A 14,407-nucleotide genomic window follows, 5' to 3' on the forward strand; every position below is an offset into this window, starting at 1 on the left:
GTTATTGACAGGCCCCATGAAAAAATCAGTTGCTGTTTTTTGTTTCCTAGTGCTTGCCTTTGCCTGCAGGGAACCTTTTGATCCTGAGGTACCCGAGGGGAGTTCTTCTATTTTAGTAGTTGAGGGATATTTGGACACAGAAGGATTGGAGAGCGAAATTAGGCTTAGCAGAACTGTATTAATTAATGCAGACACTACGCTTGCACCGGAATCCGGTGCCAGAGTCACCTTGTTTAGTGAAGACGGTGCAGCCTATCCTTTGACTGAAGTGGAGCCGGGACTTTACGGATTTTCCCAAAATGTGCCGGAGGACAAGGAATACCGAATGGAAATAGAACTTAGCAATGGGGAGCTTTTTGAGTCTCTTCCGATTATTCCCATCCTGACACCGCCAATTATTGATGCCGGATTTTTGAGAGATGAAGAGGGGGTAGAAGTTTATATCACGACACAGGGAAATGAAAATGCGGATGATTTTCTTTGGACTTATGAAGAAACCTGGATCTATCGGCCAAGGATCCGAGTACCCTATATTTATGATTCCAAAATCAAAGATGTCCGGGATCGTACTGAGGCAGAAAACATTTCTCTTTGTTTTAAATCTGAAGTCAGTTCAGATATCCTTTTGGAGACTAGTTCGAGATTTCAGGAGCAGGTGGTTTTTAGGCAGACAATTACTGAAATCCCCCAAGGTGATGAACGGATTCAGGAGCGGTATAGCATATTAGTTTACCAGAAAGCCATTGATTCTGATGCGGTTAAATTTTGGGAAACACTAAAAAGAAACACCGAGGATATCGGTTCGATTTTCAGTCCACTTCCCTCGATGATTTCCGGGAATTTGAAAGCTGTGGGAAATCCCCAAACTCCTGTGGTGGGTCAGGTAAGCATGGGAGTTGTCCAGCAATTAAGGATATATATCAATTTGGAGGATGTAACTCCCTGGGGTTACCTCGATCCGGAATTTAATGACTGTATTGTGGAGCAGGACTCCGTTTTGGCGAGGTTTTATGACCCCACCTTTGTCAGCGGAGCTGTGCTCCCGGCAAGGCCATACATTCCGCCGGGGGGCACGGTTATTCTCGGCTACTTCCCGACTTCCCGCCGATGCGGGGATTGTACCCTTTATGCTTCACCAATCACTCCTGACTTTTGGGAGGATGATTGATAGGGCTTCAAGGTTTTCGGGCTTGTGGCAGAAATACCTGCTGTCCGTTTCCAGGATTGCATTAATTAGGGGCGATTTTTTTTCCAGATCAAGGGCAAGCTTTTTTTCCTTAGCCATTCTGGTTGTTTTATTTTTTTCCTGTAGGACGCCTTTTGATCCTGAAATACCACAAACTGCCAGTCAGATCCTGGTAGTGGAAGGATACCTGGATATGCAAGGCACACTAAGTGAGCTGAAAATCAGTAGAATGTCTGGACTGGACAGCAGCCAAAGCCCGAGCCCCGAGACGGCTGCTTTGATCTATCTGGAATCCAGTGTCGGAACCAAATACTATCTTGAAGAAGACTCTGAGGGGCGATACCTTTTTCAGTACAATCTAGGATTTGACGATACGTATCGGTTATTCATTGAGCTTCAGGATGGGGAACGCTATCAGTCTGCGCCGCTTACTCCGATTCAAACACCGGAGATTATTGATGTGGGATTTCTTCGGGATGAAGAAGGTGTCGAAATCTTCCTTACTACTCAGGGGAATGAGAATGCCGATGATTTTCTATGGGGTTTTGTAGAAACCTGGGCTTACAGGCCCCGAATTGGCACTTCCTATATTTATGATGCATCCATTGGGAACGTCCGTGACAGGTTTTCGGATGAGCAGATTTCTATTTGCTACAAATCGGCCAGCAGTCCTGATATTTTGCTAGAAACCAGCTCGAGGTTTCAGGATCAGGTGGTCTTTAGGCAAACGATCACGGAAATACCCGAAAATGACGAGCGGATCATGGATCGCTACAGTATTCTGATCTCACAAATGGCCATCGACGAGGAGGCTTCCAAGTTTTGGGAAATCTTAAAGAAAAATTCCAATGACATCGGATCGATTTTCAGCCCGCTTCCTTCGCTGATCAGAGGGAATATTTCACATATTGATGACCCGGCTATTCCGGTAGTCGGACAGGTAAGCCTGGGTGTGATCAGACAAAAGCGTTTATTCGTTGACCTCCAGGATGTCACTCCCTGGAATTTTGTTGATCCTCAATTCAACGATTGTATCGTCTCCGCGGAGGCTGTTTACCAAGTGGACTATCAGCGGATTTTCGGAAGTGGGGACATCGTGCCGGTAGTACCAATTATGGAGCGCACCACCATTGTAGCCTTTTATCCGACCTACCGGCGCTGCGCGGACTGTAGCCTGTATGCATCGCCGATCTTGCCTGATTTTTGGGAGGAAGACTGATTGAAGAAGCAGAAATGCTTGGCCTGGAAGTACTTTTCGAGTTCAAACTTGGTAAATTTTTCGATCAGTTTTCAATGTTCAGAATCTGTAAATTTCTTAAGCCTGTTCATCACCAGATTTCCTTTTTGCAAATAAAACCAGGCTAATTCTAATTGTCTTGCGGGGTTTTGGAGATCAATCGGGCATCCTGTATTCCAGGATTCTTTTACCGCTTACCGTCCGGATCAGGTATTGATTTTTGGTGGGTTGATGGGAAATCTCAATGATCCTTTCACTTTCCAGAGGTGTAGTTGTCAGCATATTTCCCCGCAGATCATACAAGTATCCAAACCCCTGCTCAGGGTCTGATACGGCCAAGATTTTTCTATCAGATCCAAAATCAAAATAACCAAACCATAGCTTTTCACCTGCCTGGGCTAGGGTGAACAATTCCTTTTCCTGATCATTTAGGACAAGGGTTTTTGAGAATTGTCGGGATAAAATCACCAAGGAATGTCCGGATTGGTCAGCCAGAAGTTCGAAACTTTCATCCCGATCTGACTTTATCAACTGATTTCGGTAGGAAATTTCGCCACCAAAACCCGCATGGATCAACTCACCGGACTTAGAAATGGCTGAAATTTTCAGGCTGTTCCCGCCGCTTCCAGTTGTGATCTTTGCAGGGCTGACAAATTCATTTCCCAGTGCAAGAGGGGAGCCAGGCTGTTTTTCTCCACGTCGGTTGAAGAAATAGACTTTCCCTTTATCAGTTTGCGCCACCATAAAATCCCCTTTTCCCGGCACTCGGACATGCCTTGGAGCCAAAACTGATCTTTCTCCCAATTTCATCGGGTTCCAGCCTTCAAGCTCTTTGCCGTTGCGATCCAAAAGCCACAAGTTGCCGGATTGGGTGGAAAGAAAGTAGCGGTAATCCCTGTTGTTTTCGTAATCAGCAAGATTCAGATGTGTTATTTTTTCATTGCCTAACGAGACAGGAAATCCCGGCAGAGAATTTCCCAAGCGGTCGATTGCATAGAGCTTTTCGGCAGTTGCAAGCAGGAGTTGGAGTTTTCCGTTTTTAAGGAAATCAATTTGAAAAGCTTCGGAGACGATCGGCCCAGAAAGCTGCTGGGTGAAGACAGTTTCTCCGGCAGAATTGATCAAATAAAGGTTGTGATCGGCATCCTGGACTACAAGGTCTTCTGTTTTGTCGTTGAAATTGAGGATGCTTTTGGGTCCAAATGTGATTGCCTGTGGCAGGCTCACTGAATGAAACGGAGTGAGATTTAACCCGGTTTCGTCTTTGACCACCACTTTTTCACCTGAATTATAAGGGATGGTCAGCGTGGCCTCAGGGCTTCCACCGATTTGGTTGATTCGGAGACTGAGGTAAGGGAAAGCTTTGAAAAGGCTTTCGTATCTCTGCAGAAATGGACTCCAGGCTGGATTGCTGTTTTCCTCCCACTTTTCCCAAATTTTTCCAAAGTAGAAGTTTTTGGAATACCCAGCAGCCGGATGAATGGATTTTGGTTCGATCACGGATTCTGGGGCTTTGGCCCAAGTGTTTCCCATTGCAAAATCGTCCAGGATCATTTTCATCCCCGCGGCAGAATTGGCCATAATCAGAATTTCTCCGACCAGGCTGAGGTGTGTCTGGGCAAAGCCGGGAAATTTACCGCCAAACAGGTGAGCAGGAAATTCTTCTTCAGGAAAATATAAGATTTCAGAATCGCGATAGAAATCCGATTGGTCGGAGTCTGTCCCGTTTCTGAATTCTTTCAAAAAAGCAAAAGTTTGAGCCGGTGCCAGAGTTCTTGACAGTAAAACCTGGTTTTGAACTTCATTTCCCAGATTTTCCAATTCCAGAAAATAGAATTCCCCGGAAAAATTATCCAGAAAACCCCGGTCTGTCAACCGGGTTTGGATTTCGCCGCTGATTGTTGATTTGGGTGAAAAGGCCGCATTTTGGAGTTTTTGTGCTTCGAAGATTCCATCCAGGTTTACTTGTGTCAAAGATTGGGTCCTACTGGAAATTACCTGCTGGATTTCGGGGAAATTGGCTTGTACTGAAGGAGTGAAGTCTATGGCTTCCTTCTGAATCAACGGTCCCCGAAAAGTCACCTGACCTTCTTCAAAAATCAGATTCATTGCCAAGATTGACTCGTTCAGAGCAAGTTCTGTTCCCAAGAGGTTGTCGCGGTTGGAGCTGACTCCCAAAAGAAGTTTTGAAATCCCCTGAGCTGAAAGGATCAATCTACCAAGTCCTGAAGTACCTTTTAATTCCTCACCCAACTTCGATGCAAGGGAGTTTTGATCCTCGCTGATATAGAGTCGAATAGCTTCCTCGATAATAAAAGAGGAGGAGGAGACAAGCAATACATTTCCCAAAATGGTAACTGACCATTTTCTTGAGTTTTCTGCTCCAAAAAATTCTATAACATCAAGGTCACTGTATTTTCTTAACTGGACACGGATGTTTTTTGGCGCTCTGGATTTGATTTTTTCCAAAAAATCCACCGGAGAATTTGCTCCAAAATTGACAGAAAACATCAACTCAAAACTATCTATGCCAGTGGCGTGGCAGCTAATGGTAACTTGTTTTCCCCGGACAGTCTTGGAGATTTCACCTTGAGCCCCGCTAAGGCTGTCTAAACTGAGCAGTTGGTCTTCAGTTTCTGAAAATGCAGGAAGCTGCGACAGAATACTCCAAATGGGCTGATTGACCAGTTCATTCCAGGTTTGGTCAGCCTGATCCGTTTCAAAGGCAAATACCGCATCCGACCTGACGAGTTCCAGACTGTTGATTTTCTTGGAGGAAAAGAAATTTAGGTAAACCCAATAGCCGCCCCAGGCAATCAGAATAATTGCAAAGAGTACCAAAAGACTTTTCCAGATTTTCACTGAGCTACGAGGGGTGATTCGATCGGCTTAATATAAAAAATAGACCTAAGAAACTCCGTTTTTGTTCGGAGAATCTTAGGTCTAGGCAATTTTTGAGATGGAATTATTTAGACAGTTTGTCCAAAACGTTCATTACTTCCTTCACGTGACCACGGGAAGTTTCAAGCAAAGCTTTTTCTTCGGTGTTCAGATCGAGTTCGATCACTTTTTCCACACCGTTTTTGCCCAGGATTACAGGTACTCCCAGGTAGCAGTCGTCGATGCCATATTCTCCGTCAAGTTTGATACATACCGGGAATACTCTTCTCTGATTTTTCAATATCGCTTCTACCATTTGAGCAGCTGCAGATCCCGGTGCATACCATGCTGAAGTACCCATCAGTTTCACCAGTTCTCCACCGCCAAATTTGGTTCTTTCTATGATGGCGTCCAGCTTGTCTTTTGCCACCAATTCCGTCACAGGAATACCTGCCACTGTGGTATAACGAGGAAGCGGAACCATGGTGTCACCGTGACCACCCATCAGGATTGCCTGAATTTCTTTTCCAGACACATTCAATTCCTCGGCAAGGAAAGCTCTATAGCGAGCGGTATCCAGGATTCCGGCCATTCCGATTACTTTGTTTCTGTTAAATCCGGAAGTGAGGTGTGCTTGGTAAGTCATGACATCCAATGGATTGGAAACCACGATAATGATTGCATTTGGAGAGTGTTTTACCACATTCTCGGTCACCGACTTCACGATACCTGCATTTGTTTCGATCAAGTCATCGCGAGTCATCCCTGGCTTACGGGGAAGTCCGGAAGTAATGACAACTACATCTGAATTTGCAGTCTTGCTGTAGTCGTTGGTGCTGCCTACAGTGCGGCTGTCGTATTGATTGATGGGGGCTTTTTGCCAGATATCAAGGGCTTTGCCTTCGGCGATACCCTCTTTGATGTCAATTAAAACAATTTCTTCGGCTACTTCGCGATAAGCTAAAACATCGGCACAGGTTGCACCTACGTTACCTGCACCTACTACGGTTACTTTGCTCATGATTTTATGTGTTTATTTAATTATTACTTCCTTAAAAAGCGGCGCTAAGATATTAAACAACAACTAGGAATCGAAGCTAGGTCAAGAATAGTTTGGCCTGATTTCGTGATTTTTGATAAATGAAAAATGTCGCGGATAAGCTGCTTATTCAAACATCTGCCGGAGGCTGAAAAAGCCGAAAGATTCGCGGTAGGATCGGAAAAGCCGTTGGTTGTTTGCGTTGTAATATTCAGCCAATGAAGTCATCATTTTTGCTTTGATCTTGGGATTGCTGTCAAAAATCTCCTGAATGGCAAAGTGGGGAATGACGATCAATTCTGCTTCGTCGGAATTGATCAGAGCAGTGTAGGTTCTTTTCGCATTTTCCAAAAGTGAATTTTCTCCAAAAGCTTCCCCCTTGTTCACTTCCACTATCGTCTCAAAATTATCCTTGATATCTATGGTAAGGTTTACTTTTCCGCTTTTGAGCAGGTACAAAGCCTGGCTTGGGTCTTTGCTGAAAAATACCACCTCGTCCATAATGTACTTACGGTGATGCATGGCAGGGAGAAATCTCGCGAGTTCTTTTTGACGAAGCCGCTCAAAAAACTTGATTCCCTGCATAAAATCAAACATTTTCAGTTGCTCCTCATCAAATGTTTTGGAAAATGGATTCAGCATGGATCAGTCTTTTTTGAAATAGAGGATACGTTGAGTAGCAGGAGTTAGCTTGGCCCAGTCGGCGATTCTCAGTCCAATTACCCAAGCGATTTCCCCACCTGAAACTAAGACTTTTACGCATTGTTTTTTAGCGAGAGGCATTTTAATATCTATCAAAAAGTCCGAGATTTTTTTTGTTGAATTCATCCCCAACGGCACAAATTTATCCCCCTCTTGCCAGGTCCTGATTTCAAGTGGAAATTCCAAAATTGATGCATCCAATTGGGCATGAAGTGGATTTTTGTCCAGTTGAATTGGATATACCTGCCGGATCAGTTTATATTTTCCTTCCGGCAGTTGGAGTTCGTTGCTAGTTTCACCCAGAAAGAGTGACTCAAAACTTTCCGGCTCAGGCGCCAAAACCAATTCATTCCGATCAAAATGGATCAAATAGCCCGGACTTTTGAAAATTGTCCCAGGCTTAGGCTGCTCTAATCCTTCTGCGATGGATTGGGCCTGATCTGAATTGAAGCCGTAAGTCCTGAGCCAAAAGTATATCAAAGTGGCGGCACCGGGTTGATTTTGGATGGCTGGATAAGGCAGGAATTGATAGGGATGATCTTCCCGTATTTGTTCCGTTTTCCAATTTTCGAAAAGTCCGCCAAAAGCCCTGCCTGTATCCTTAAGCCGACTGAAACTTGTCAATAGATTTTTTCGGGCATCAGGTTCTAGGCCAAAAATTGCAGGTAGTCCGTTGATTCTAAGGTTGTTTCGCTTGTATTCGTCTTTTTCATTGGAGCTGTCTTCTCGCCAAGTCAGCTTGTTTTCCATCATGTAGGTCTGGATTTCAGCTCTTGAAAAAGTCAGCAAAGGGCGGATCAACCAACCTTTTCGCTCCGCCATTCCGTAAATACCTTCGATCCCAGTGCCGCGAAGCAAGTTGAGAAAAATTGTTTCCAACTGATCGTCTTCGTGATGGGCAAGGAGGATTCCTTGGAGTTTCCTTTCCGATCTGATTTCCTCAAAAATCCGATATCGAATTTCTCTTGCAGCCATTTGGATTGAAATCCCTTTGGATTTTGCATAAGATCCGGTTTCAGCCAGATTCAAGTGAAAGGTGATTCCATGGCTTTCGGCCCAATTTTGGACATACTCCTGGTCACCGTCGCTTTCGTTTCCCCGTAGTTGAAAATTGATATGGACGACTTCAAAAGGAATCCCGGATTTTACCATAAGGGAAGCAAGGCACATGCTATCCATCCCGCCGCTGCAGGCCAGCAAGTAAGTCGACTTAGGATCGAAAAGTGTTTTTGTTTGGGATTGAAAAGCTTCGAGCATTGGTCAAAAATAGCCTTTTCTTCGGAAATTGTGTCAGCAATGGTGCTCTTAGGTATTTGCAACTTGTGACTTAATTATAGCATGAAATGCAGCATTACCCAGCTTTCTTCTAATTTTGCCGACATCTAAGGAATTATGAAAATCCGCTTTCTCTACATTTTATTCTCCATTTTATTTATAGTGTCGATTTCAGGAGAAAGCCTTGGCCAAGAGACTTCCACCCTTGAAATTAATAATGCTGATCTTTTGGAAGGAGCGAGTGGATTTGAGCGCTTACTGGGAAATGTGGAGATGAAGCATCAGAATTCTCTGATCTTTTGTGATTCGGCTTATTTTTACAGGGCGGAAAACAGGGCTCAGCTTTTTGGAAAAGTAAGAATTCAGGATGTCGAAGATCCCATCACCACGACCAGTTCATACGCCGAGTATGATGGCAATACGAAAGTTGCCAAGCTTCGGAGAAATGTGGTTTTTACCAATCAGGAAACAACGCTTACCACGGATTACTTGGACTATAACCGTGAAATGAATGTTGCCACTTATTTCAATGGGGGGAAAGTGGTGGATTCAACCAATGTTCTGACCAGTGAGCGTGGGTTTTATGAAATCAATCTGGAGAAGATTACTTTTAGCCAAGATGTGATTTTGGTCAATCCGGACTACACGATGAAGACCAATAATCTCATCTACCTTACAATCCCAAAAACTGCAGAAACAAAGGGATTAACTAACATAATTTCCAAAGAAGGGTATAAGTTAGACGCGCAAAAAGGGAGCTTTTATGATACCCAACAGAAGCAATTCCGGTTTTTTGACGGAATTGTCGAAACTGAAGAGAGTCGTGTGAAAGCCCAGGAATTGTTTTATGATGAGGTGAATGCCTATTACGAAGGAAAAGAGGACGTCCGGGTTTTGAATAAAGAGCGGCAAGTGGAGGTTTTCGGTGACAACGGAAAATACTGGGAAGAACGAAAATACAGCAAGGTGTATGGCAATGCCTTGGTCAGAAAATATTTTGAGACGGATACCCTGTTTATGACTGCCGACACGCTGATATCACATGACAGTGAGTCAGATACCGCCAAATATTTGCTTGCTTTTAAATCAATCAAATTAGTAAAAACGGATTTGGCTGGAGTTGCGGATTCCCTGGTGTACAATTACTCGGATTCATCTATCCAGCTATTTCAGGACCCGGTGATGTGGAACCATAAAAGCCAAATATCAGCCGATTCGATGGTTTTTTTCATTGCCAATGAAGAGTTGGATCGTGTATTTATGAAAGACAAAGCCTTTGCTATCATGACCGATACTTTGCTCAATTTCAATCAGATGAAGGGGCGGTCTATGACGGGTTATTTTAAGGAAGGTCAGGTCGAAAAGCTTGAAATCGACGGCAATGGGGAGTCCTTGTATTATGCCCTGGAAGCGGATACTCTCACGCAGGGGATCAACCGGATTCTAAGCGCAAATATCAAACTAACCTTTCAGGACGGTGCCATAAGAAAGGCCAATTTCGGGATCCGGCCGGACGGGAAGTTTACTCCAGTCCAAAAAATTGATGAAAAGGTCTCCAAATTGGAGGGATTTAACTGGAGAATTGAGGAAAAGCCTGACCGTGAAGCCATTGATAGTTGGAGAAAACCAGTGGAAATAGATCCAGAAGCAGTAAATTTTTTCAACGATCCTGATATCAGACTTGAACTACCAACCGATGATCAAATTCAGGAAAAACTTAAAAAATCGGGTTTGACACCTGTAAAAAAGATGTTGACTCCTGTATTGAAGAAAGACAACCTTTAGGGAGTTTTATTTTTTCAAAAGCTTAACAACAATTAACCCACAATTTTATTGTATAGGAAATCAAAAAAGTAATTTTGTGCGTATATTAATATCCGAAGAAACCAATTTTCAGCCTCTATTGATTAAAGTTTTACATGAAGTCCTTATTCAGATTTTTTACATGGCTGTTGCTATTTGCGCCTGTTTTGGCTGGCGCTCAGCAAGTGCGTGTGCTGAGTGAGGTGGTGGATTTTTCCGGTGACATAGGTTCTTCTCAGCGCAAGACGGTCATTCTCCAAAACGAGTCCAATCTTTCTAAAACCTATATTCTTAAAAATGTCAGGGGAAGTGTTGGTTCTTCTCAGAAAGTAAAAATCTGCCTAAAAGACCAGTGTTTTGATTCCAAAAGAGATCTTTCAAAGATTTCTCTGAAGCTCGCGCCGGGTGAGATATTTACTGATTTGTATCTGGAGTTTGAAATGGGAATTGCAGAGACAAGGGGCAGTTTTGATTTGTTTTTTGTGAATGCTGAAAATATTCGTGAAAACTTCGTCGTTGAAGCCAGATATGAAGTTGCCACAGTCTCCAAGGCAGACTTTGCCCACAAAGACATCAAATTGAGTGAAATCTATCCCAATCCAAGTAATCGTGTTGCCCAGTTGGATTATCAATTGGTGAATCCAAAAGCTAAAGCAAAAATCACAATCAACAGTTTTATCGGAAATCCGATTGCTGAATATGAACTGGATCCCGAGCGGAATTCCTTGGTTATCAATGTGACCGATTTTCAGCCAGGAGTCTATTTCTACACTCTATTCGTTGACAACAAGAACATTGTCACCAAAAAACTTCAAGTCAAGAAGTAAATCCCAACCCAATTCAGACATTTGAATACGAACAATTTACCCGTATATTTGCGGTCTTGAAAATGAGCATGCAATCAAAATCCCTTCTTTTCCTTTCAGTTCTGTTTCTATTGGCATCCTGCGGACCTTTTTCCAAACTGGAAAAAAGCACCAATTGGGAAGAGCTCTACAATGGAGCGAACAAATATTACCAAGAAGGAGAATACGGAAAGGCAATAATCCTTTACGAAAAAGTCCTGCCTGTAATCAAAGGTTCGGAAAAAGCTGAAATGGCGGAATACAACTATGCCAACTGCCACTTTAAGACGAAGCGGTATATTGAGGCTGCAGGGTATTTCAATACTTTCTATAGGACTTATAACAGAAGCCCTTTGGCTGAAGAGGCCCTTTTTATGAATGCCTACTCGCTTTACCTTGATGCACCGGATTACAATCTTGACCAGCAGAGCAGCCAGGAAGCTGTGTCGGCTATTCAACAATTTGTGACTCGGTTTCCTACATCAGCAAGCTATGAACGGGCGATGGAAATGTTGACGGATTTGGAAAACAGGTTTGAGGAAAAAGCCTTCAGCGAAACCCAAATGTACTACAGGTTAAAAGACGGCCTTTTTCCAGGCGACTTTTATCGTGCCTGTATTATCAATTTCCAGAATTTCACCAAAGACTATCCAGAAAGCAAGCACAACGAAGAACTGGCCTACAAACTGGTAGAAGTCGGATTTGGTTATGCTAAAAATTCAGCCTTTGACAAAAAAGAAGAACGGCTTAACCAGGCTGTTACCTTTGCAAATACTTTCTACAGAAAATACCCAAGCAGTGTCTATCTTGGTGAGGTGCAGGAATATGAAATCGATACCAAAAAAGAGCTTGAATCCTATCATAAGCTCAAGAAGGAAATTGCCGATAGAACTGCTGCAGCCGAGGCAAAAGTGGTCTCTGAGTCCAAATCGAACACAGAGAATAAATAAATTCGAAAATTTTAAACCAAATATAGTATGGCTATCAACCCATCCATTGTAACGCGTGACCTGGATAAAATTGCTGACAAAACCGGCAACATCTATGAGTCTCTTCACATCGTGGGGCAGCGTGCAAAGCAGATTTCTACCAACCTTAAGGAAGAATTGAACAACAAACTTTCCGAGTTTGCTTCCACCGTTGACAATCTCGAAGAAGTATTTGAAAACAAGGAGCAAATCGAAATCTCCAAGTTTTATGAGCGTATGCCTAAGCCATCTACTATGGCTATGGAAGAGTTTATGGAAGGTAAAGTATACTACAGATTCCCCGAGCAGGAGGTAGCTGAGTAATCCCAATGAACCTTCAGGGTAAGCGGATTCTACTTGGAGTGACCGGCAGCATTGCTGCGTATAAGTCTGCCCTTTTGACTCGCCTACTCATCAAATCTGGAGCTGAAGTGCAAATCATAATGAGCACTTCAGCTTTTGATTTTATCACCCCTCTCACTTTGGCGACCCTGTCCAAGCGCCCTGTATTTTCTGCTTTTGCAGATCAAACCACAAGGGAATGGACCAATCATGTAGAATTGGGCCTTTGGGCGGATCTTTTTATTGTCGCCCCCCTCAGCGCCAACACCTTGGGAAAATTTGCCAATGGCCTTTGTGACAACCTTCTTTCTGCAACTTATCTCTCCGCACGCTGCCCGGTAATGCTCGCTCCGGCTATGGATCTGGATATGTATCAGCATCCTTCCGTTCGGGAAAATCTTCGCAAGGTTTTGTCCTTTGGAAATATCCTGTTGGATGCAGAAAGCGGTGAATTGGCAAGCGGCCTATCTGGTCAGGGAAGGATGATGGAGCCTGAGCATATTTTAGCCCAGGTAGAAAAGTTCTTCAGAAAAAAAAAAGACTTTCAGGGTAAAAAAGTATTGATCACTATGGGTCCAACCCAGGAGGCGCTGGATCCTGTGAGATTTATCAGCAACCATTCCAGCGGCAAAATGGGTTTGGCCATTGCCAAATCCTTTAAAGAAAGAGGGGCTGAGGTTTTTTTGGTTTCCGGGCCAGTTTCGGTCTCAATCAATCCCGGGGATTTCCATTTTTTTATGGTAAGATCTGCTGATGAAATGTATGAGGCATCAAAAAAGCTTCATTCCCAAATGGATATTTGTGTTTTTGCAGCTGCAGTGGCGGATTATTCTCCCGTGGAAATTGCACCGGAAAAGATAAAAAAGAACGACTCCGAAATGTCCATTTTGCTAAAAAAGAATGTGGATATCGCTTTGGAGCTCGGGAAATCAAAAAAGCCGGGACAACTTCATGTGGGTTTTGCATTGGAGACCGAGAGCGAAGAGATCCATGCAAAAGCAAAACTGGATAAGAAAAGCTTTGATCTGATCGTTTTGAATTCAGCAAGAGAAGAAGGTGCCGGATTTCAGCACGATACCAATCGGGTGAAAATATTCGACCGAGATGGAATGAAGATAGATTCCGGCCTTATTCCCAAATCTGAGGTGGCGGATTTGATTTTGGATGAAATCAAAAAAGCACCGGTTTGGATTTGAGCTTTGGGATTTTACCTATTTTAGGCCTATGACAAAACTCAGACTTCTGGCTATTCTCTATTTTTTTGTCCAAGGCGTCCAGGCCCAGGAGTTGAATTTTACAGTGATCATCAACAGTGACCGCTCCAGAATTCAAAACACGGATATTTTCAACCAGATGAAGACCAACTTTGAGCAATTTCTCAATGGCCGCTCATGGACTGATGATGAATATCGCCCAGAGGAACGGATCAAAGGAAATCTGTTGATCACCATCAATGAGGTGCCTCAGGTTGGTGTTTACAATGCCACAGTTCAAGTTCAGGTAGTCAGGCCAGTTTACGGCACCAATTACGAATCTTTGATTTTTAATTATGCAGACCGCAACTGGACTTTTGAATATCTGGAGTCCCAGCCCTTGGAATTTAACCGATTCACATTCCTGAACAATATCAGTTCCCTCTTGGCTTTTTATGCCCATATCGCTTTGGGATTAGACTATGACACCTTTTCCAGCCGGGGAGGTAATCCATTTTTCGCAGTTGCCAATGATATTGTCAACAATGCCCAGCAATCTGGCCGGCCTGGCTGGGTACAATCCCAGTCCGACCGGCGGAGCCGTTATTGGTTGATCAATGATATCTACGTTTCCACTATTTATTCTTCGATCAGAGATGCCTATTACCTCTATCACAGGCAAGGAATGGATATGATCCAAACGGATCCGGAAAGCGCTTATAAGAATATCCTCGAAGCCATCCGGCTGGTAGCAGAGGCCAACAAACTCCAGCCAAACGGAATTTTCACGATTTCATTTGTGGATGCCAAATCGGATGAAATTGCGGAAGTTCTCAAAAGTGCACCCTTCGAAATCCGGGATGAAGCGGTGAAGTTGCTTTTGGAAGTGGATCCAAATAACGCCAGAAAGTACAACGAGCTACTGAGAAGCTAAGTC

Annotated in this window: 12 protein-coding genes; 8 read left to right on the top strand and 4 right to left on the bottom strand. The window is 43.6% G+C overall.

Annotated elements, in window-relative coordinates; all coding sequences use genetic code 11:
• The first annotated feature begins 16 nt into the window (after window positions 1-16).
• Both B0E43_RS24095 and B0E43_RS24100 read left to right on the top strand, forming a co-directional pair.
• Window positions 17-1,168: a DUF4249 domain-containing protein gene (locus tag B0E43_RS24095; RefSeq protein WP_168171875.1), complete on the top strand. Its 1,152-nt coding sequence runs from the start codon at window positions 17-19 to the stop codon at window positions 1,166-1,168.
• Entirely contained in the window at window positions 1,161-2,405 is a 1,245-nt protein-coding gene (locus B0E43_RS24100) for a DUF4249 domain-containing protein (RefSeq protein ID WP_168171876.1), read from the top strand. Before B0E43_RS24095 ends, B0E43_RS24100 begins: the two co-directional genes overlap by 8 nt.
• A gap of 174 nt (window positions 2,406-2,579) precedes the next feature.
• Here B0E43_RS24100 and B0E43_RS24105 read toward each other — a convergent pair whose 3' ends face one another.
• From B0E43_RS24105 to tilS, 4 genes are all read right to left on the bottom strand, one after another.
• Window positions 2,580-5,285 carry a hypothetical protein gene (locus tag B0E43_RS24105; protein WP_077346348.1) on the bottom strand — a complete coding sequence of 902 codons (2,706 nt, stop codon included), beginning with the start codon at window positions 5,283-5,285 and terminating at the stop codon, window positions 2,580-2,582.
• A gap of 103 nt (window positions 5,286-5,388) precedes the next feature.
• Entirely contained in the window at window positions 5,389-6,324 is a 936-nt protein-coding gene (gene mdh / locus B0E43_RS24110) for a malate dehydrogenase (RefSeq protein ID WP_077346349.1), read from the bottom strand.
• Window positions 6,325-6,468: 144 nt separating this feature from the next.
• Complete coding sequence (locus B0E43_RS24115; protein ID WP_077346350.1) at window positions 6,469-6,984, bottom strand: Crp/Fnr family transcriptional regulator; 516 nt, start codon at window positions 6,982-6,984, stop codon at window positions 6,469-6,471.
• Between the two features lie 3 nt (window positions 6,985-6,987).
• Window positions 6,988-8,301 (bottom strand): tRNA lysidine(34) synthetase TilS, encoded by a 1,314-nt coding sequence (tilS, locus tag B0E43_RS24120; RefSeq protein ID WP_077346351.1) that lies wholly within the window; start codon window positions 8,299-8,301, stop codon window positions 6,988-6,990.
• A gap of 135 nt (window positions 8,302-8,436) precedes the next feature.
• Between tilS and B0E43_RS24125 the strand changes: the two genes are divergently transcribed.
• From B0E43_RS24125 to B0E43_RS24150, 6 genes are all read left to right on the top strand, one after another.
• Window positions 8,437-10,104, top strand: coding sequence for an OstA-like protein (locus tag B0E43_RS24125; protein ID WP_077346352.1), 1,668 nt, complete (start codon window positions 8,437-8,439; stop codon window positions 10,102-10,104).
• A 134-nt stretch (window positions 10,105-10,238) separates the two neighbouring features.
• Window positions 10,239-10,949: a T9SS type A sorting domain-containing protein gene (locus B0E43_RS24130; protein ID WP_077346353.1), complete on the top strand. Its 711-nt coding sequence runs from the start codon at window positions 10,239-10,241 to the stop codon at window positions 10,947-10,949.
• Window positions 10,950-11,017: 68 nt separating this feature from the next.
• Entirely contained in the window at window positions 11,018-11,917 is a 900-nt protein-coding gene (locus B0E43_RS24135; protein WP_077346354.1) for an outer membrane protein assembly factor BamD, read from the top strand.
• A gap of 27 nt (window positions 11,918-11,944) precedes the next feature.
• A complete protein-coding gene (locus tag B0E43_RS24140; RefSeq protein WP_077346355.1) occupies window positions 11,945-12,259 on the top strand; it encodes a DNA-directed RNA polymerase subunit omega in 315 nt (104 codons plus the stop codon).
• A 5-nt stretch (window positions 12,260-12,264) separates the two neighbouring features.
• The gene (gene coaBC, locus B0E43_RS24145) at window positions 12,265-13,473 is read left to right on the top strand and encodes a bifunctional phosphopantothenoylcysteine decarboxylase/phosphopantothenate--cysteine ligase CoaBC (RefSeq protein ID WP_077346356.1); all 1,209 of its coding nucleotides are present in this window, start codon (window positions 12,265-12,267) and stop codon (window positions 13,471-13,473) included.
• A 28-nt stretch (window positions 13,474-13,501) separates the two neighbouring features.
• Window positions 13,502-14,404 (top strand): DUF4835 family protein, encoded by a 903-nt coding sequence (locus tag B0E43_RS24150; RefSeq protein ID WP_077346378.1) that lies wholly within the window; start codon window positions 13,502-13,504, stop codon window positions 14,402-14,404.
• The last annotated feature ends 3 nt before the right edge of the window (window positions 14,405-14,407 follow it).

The sequence above is a fragment of the Algoriphagus sp. A40 genome, from assembly GCF_002002735.1.
GTDB lineage: Bacteria > Bacteroidota > Bacteroidia > Cytophagales > Cyclobacteriaceae > Algoriphagus.

Excerpts from the sequence above, each read along its gene's own strand:
- B0E43_RS24125 (WP_077346352.1), top strand. The coding sequence starts at position 8,437 with ATGAAAATCCGCTTTCTCTACATTTTATTCTCCATTTTATTTATAGTG.
- B0E43_RS24135 (WP_077346354.1), top strand. The coding sequence starts at position 11,018 with ATGCAATCAAAATCCCTTCTTTTCCTTTCAGTTCTGTTTCTATTGGCA.
- B0E43_RS24100 (WP_168171876.1), top strand. The coding sequence starts at position 1,161 with ATGATTGATAGGGCTTCAAGGTTTTCGGGCTTGTGGCAGAAATACCTG.
- tilS (WP_077346351.1), bottom strand. The coding sequence starts at position 8,301 with ATGCTCGAAGCTTTTCAATCCCAAACAAAAACACTTTTCGATCCTAAG.
- B0E43_RS24140 (WP_077346355.1), top strand. The coding sequence starts at position 11,945 with ATGGCTATCAACCCATCCATTGTAACGCGTGACCTGGATAAAATTGCT.
- mdh (WP_077346349.1), bottom strand. The coding sequence starts at position 6,324 with ATGAGCAAAGTAACCGTAGTAGGTGCAGGTAACGTAGGTGCAACCTGT.
- B0E43_RS24115 (WP_077346350.1), bottom strand. The coding sequence starts at position 6,984 with ATGCTGAATCCATTTTCCAAAACATTTGATGAGGAGCAACTGAAAATG.
- B0E43_RS24130 (WP_077346353.1), top strand. The coding sequence starts at position 10,239 with ATGAAGTCCTTATTCAGATTTTTTACATGGCTGTTGCTATTTGCGCCT.
- B0E43_RS24150 (WP_077346378.1), top strand. The coding sequence starts at position 13,502 with ATGACAAAACTCAGACTTCTGGCTATTCTCTATTTTTTTGTCCAAGGC.
- coaBC (WP_077346356.1), top strand. The coding sequence starts at position 12,265 with ATGAACCTTCAGGGTAAGCGGATTCTACTTGGAGTGACCGGCAGCATT.
- B0E43_RS24095 (WP_168171875.1), top strand. The coding sequence starts at position 17 with ATGAAAAAATCAGTTGCTGTTTTTTGTTTCCTAGTGCTTGCCTTTGCC.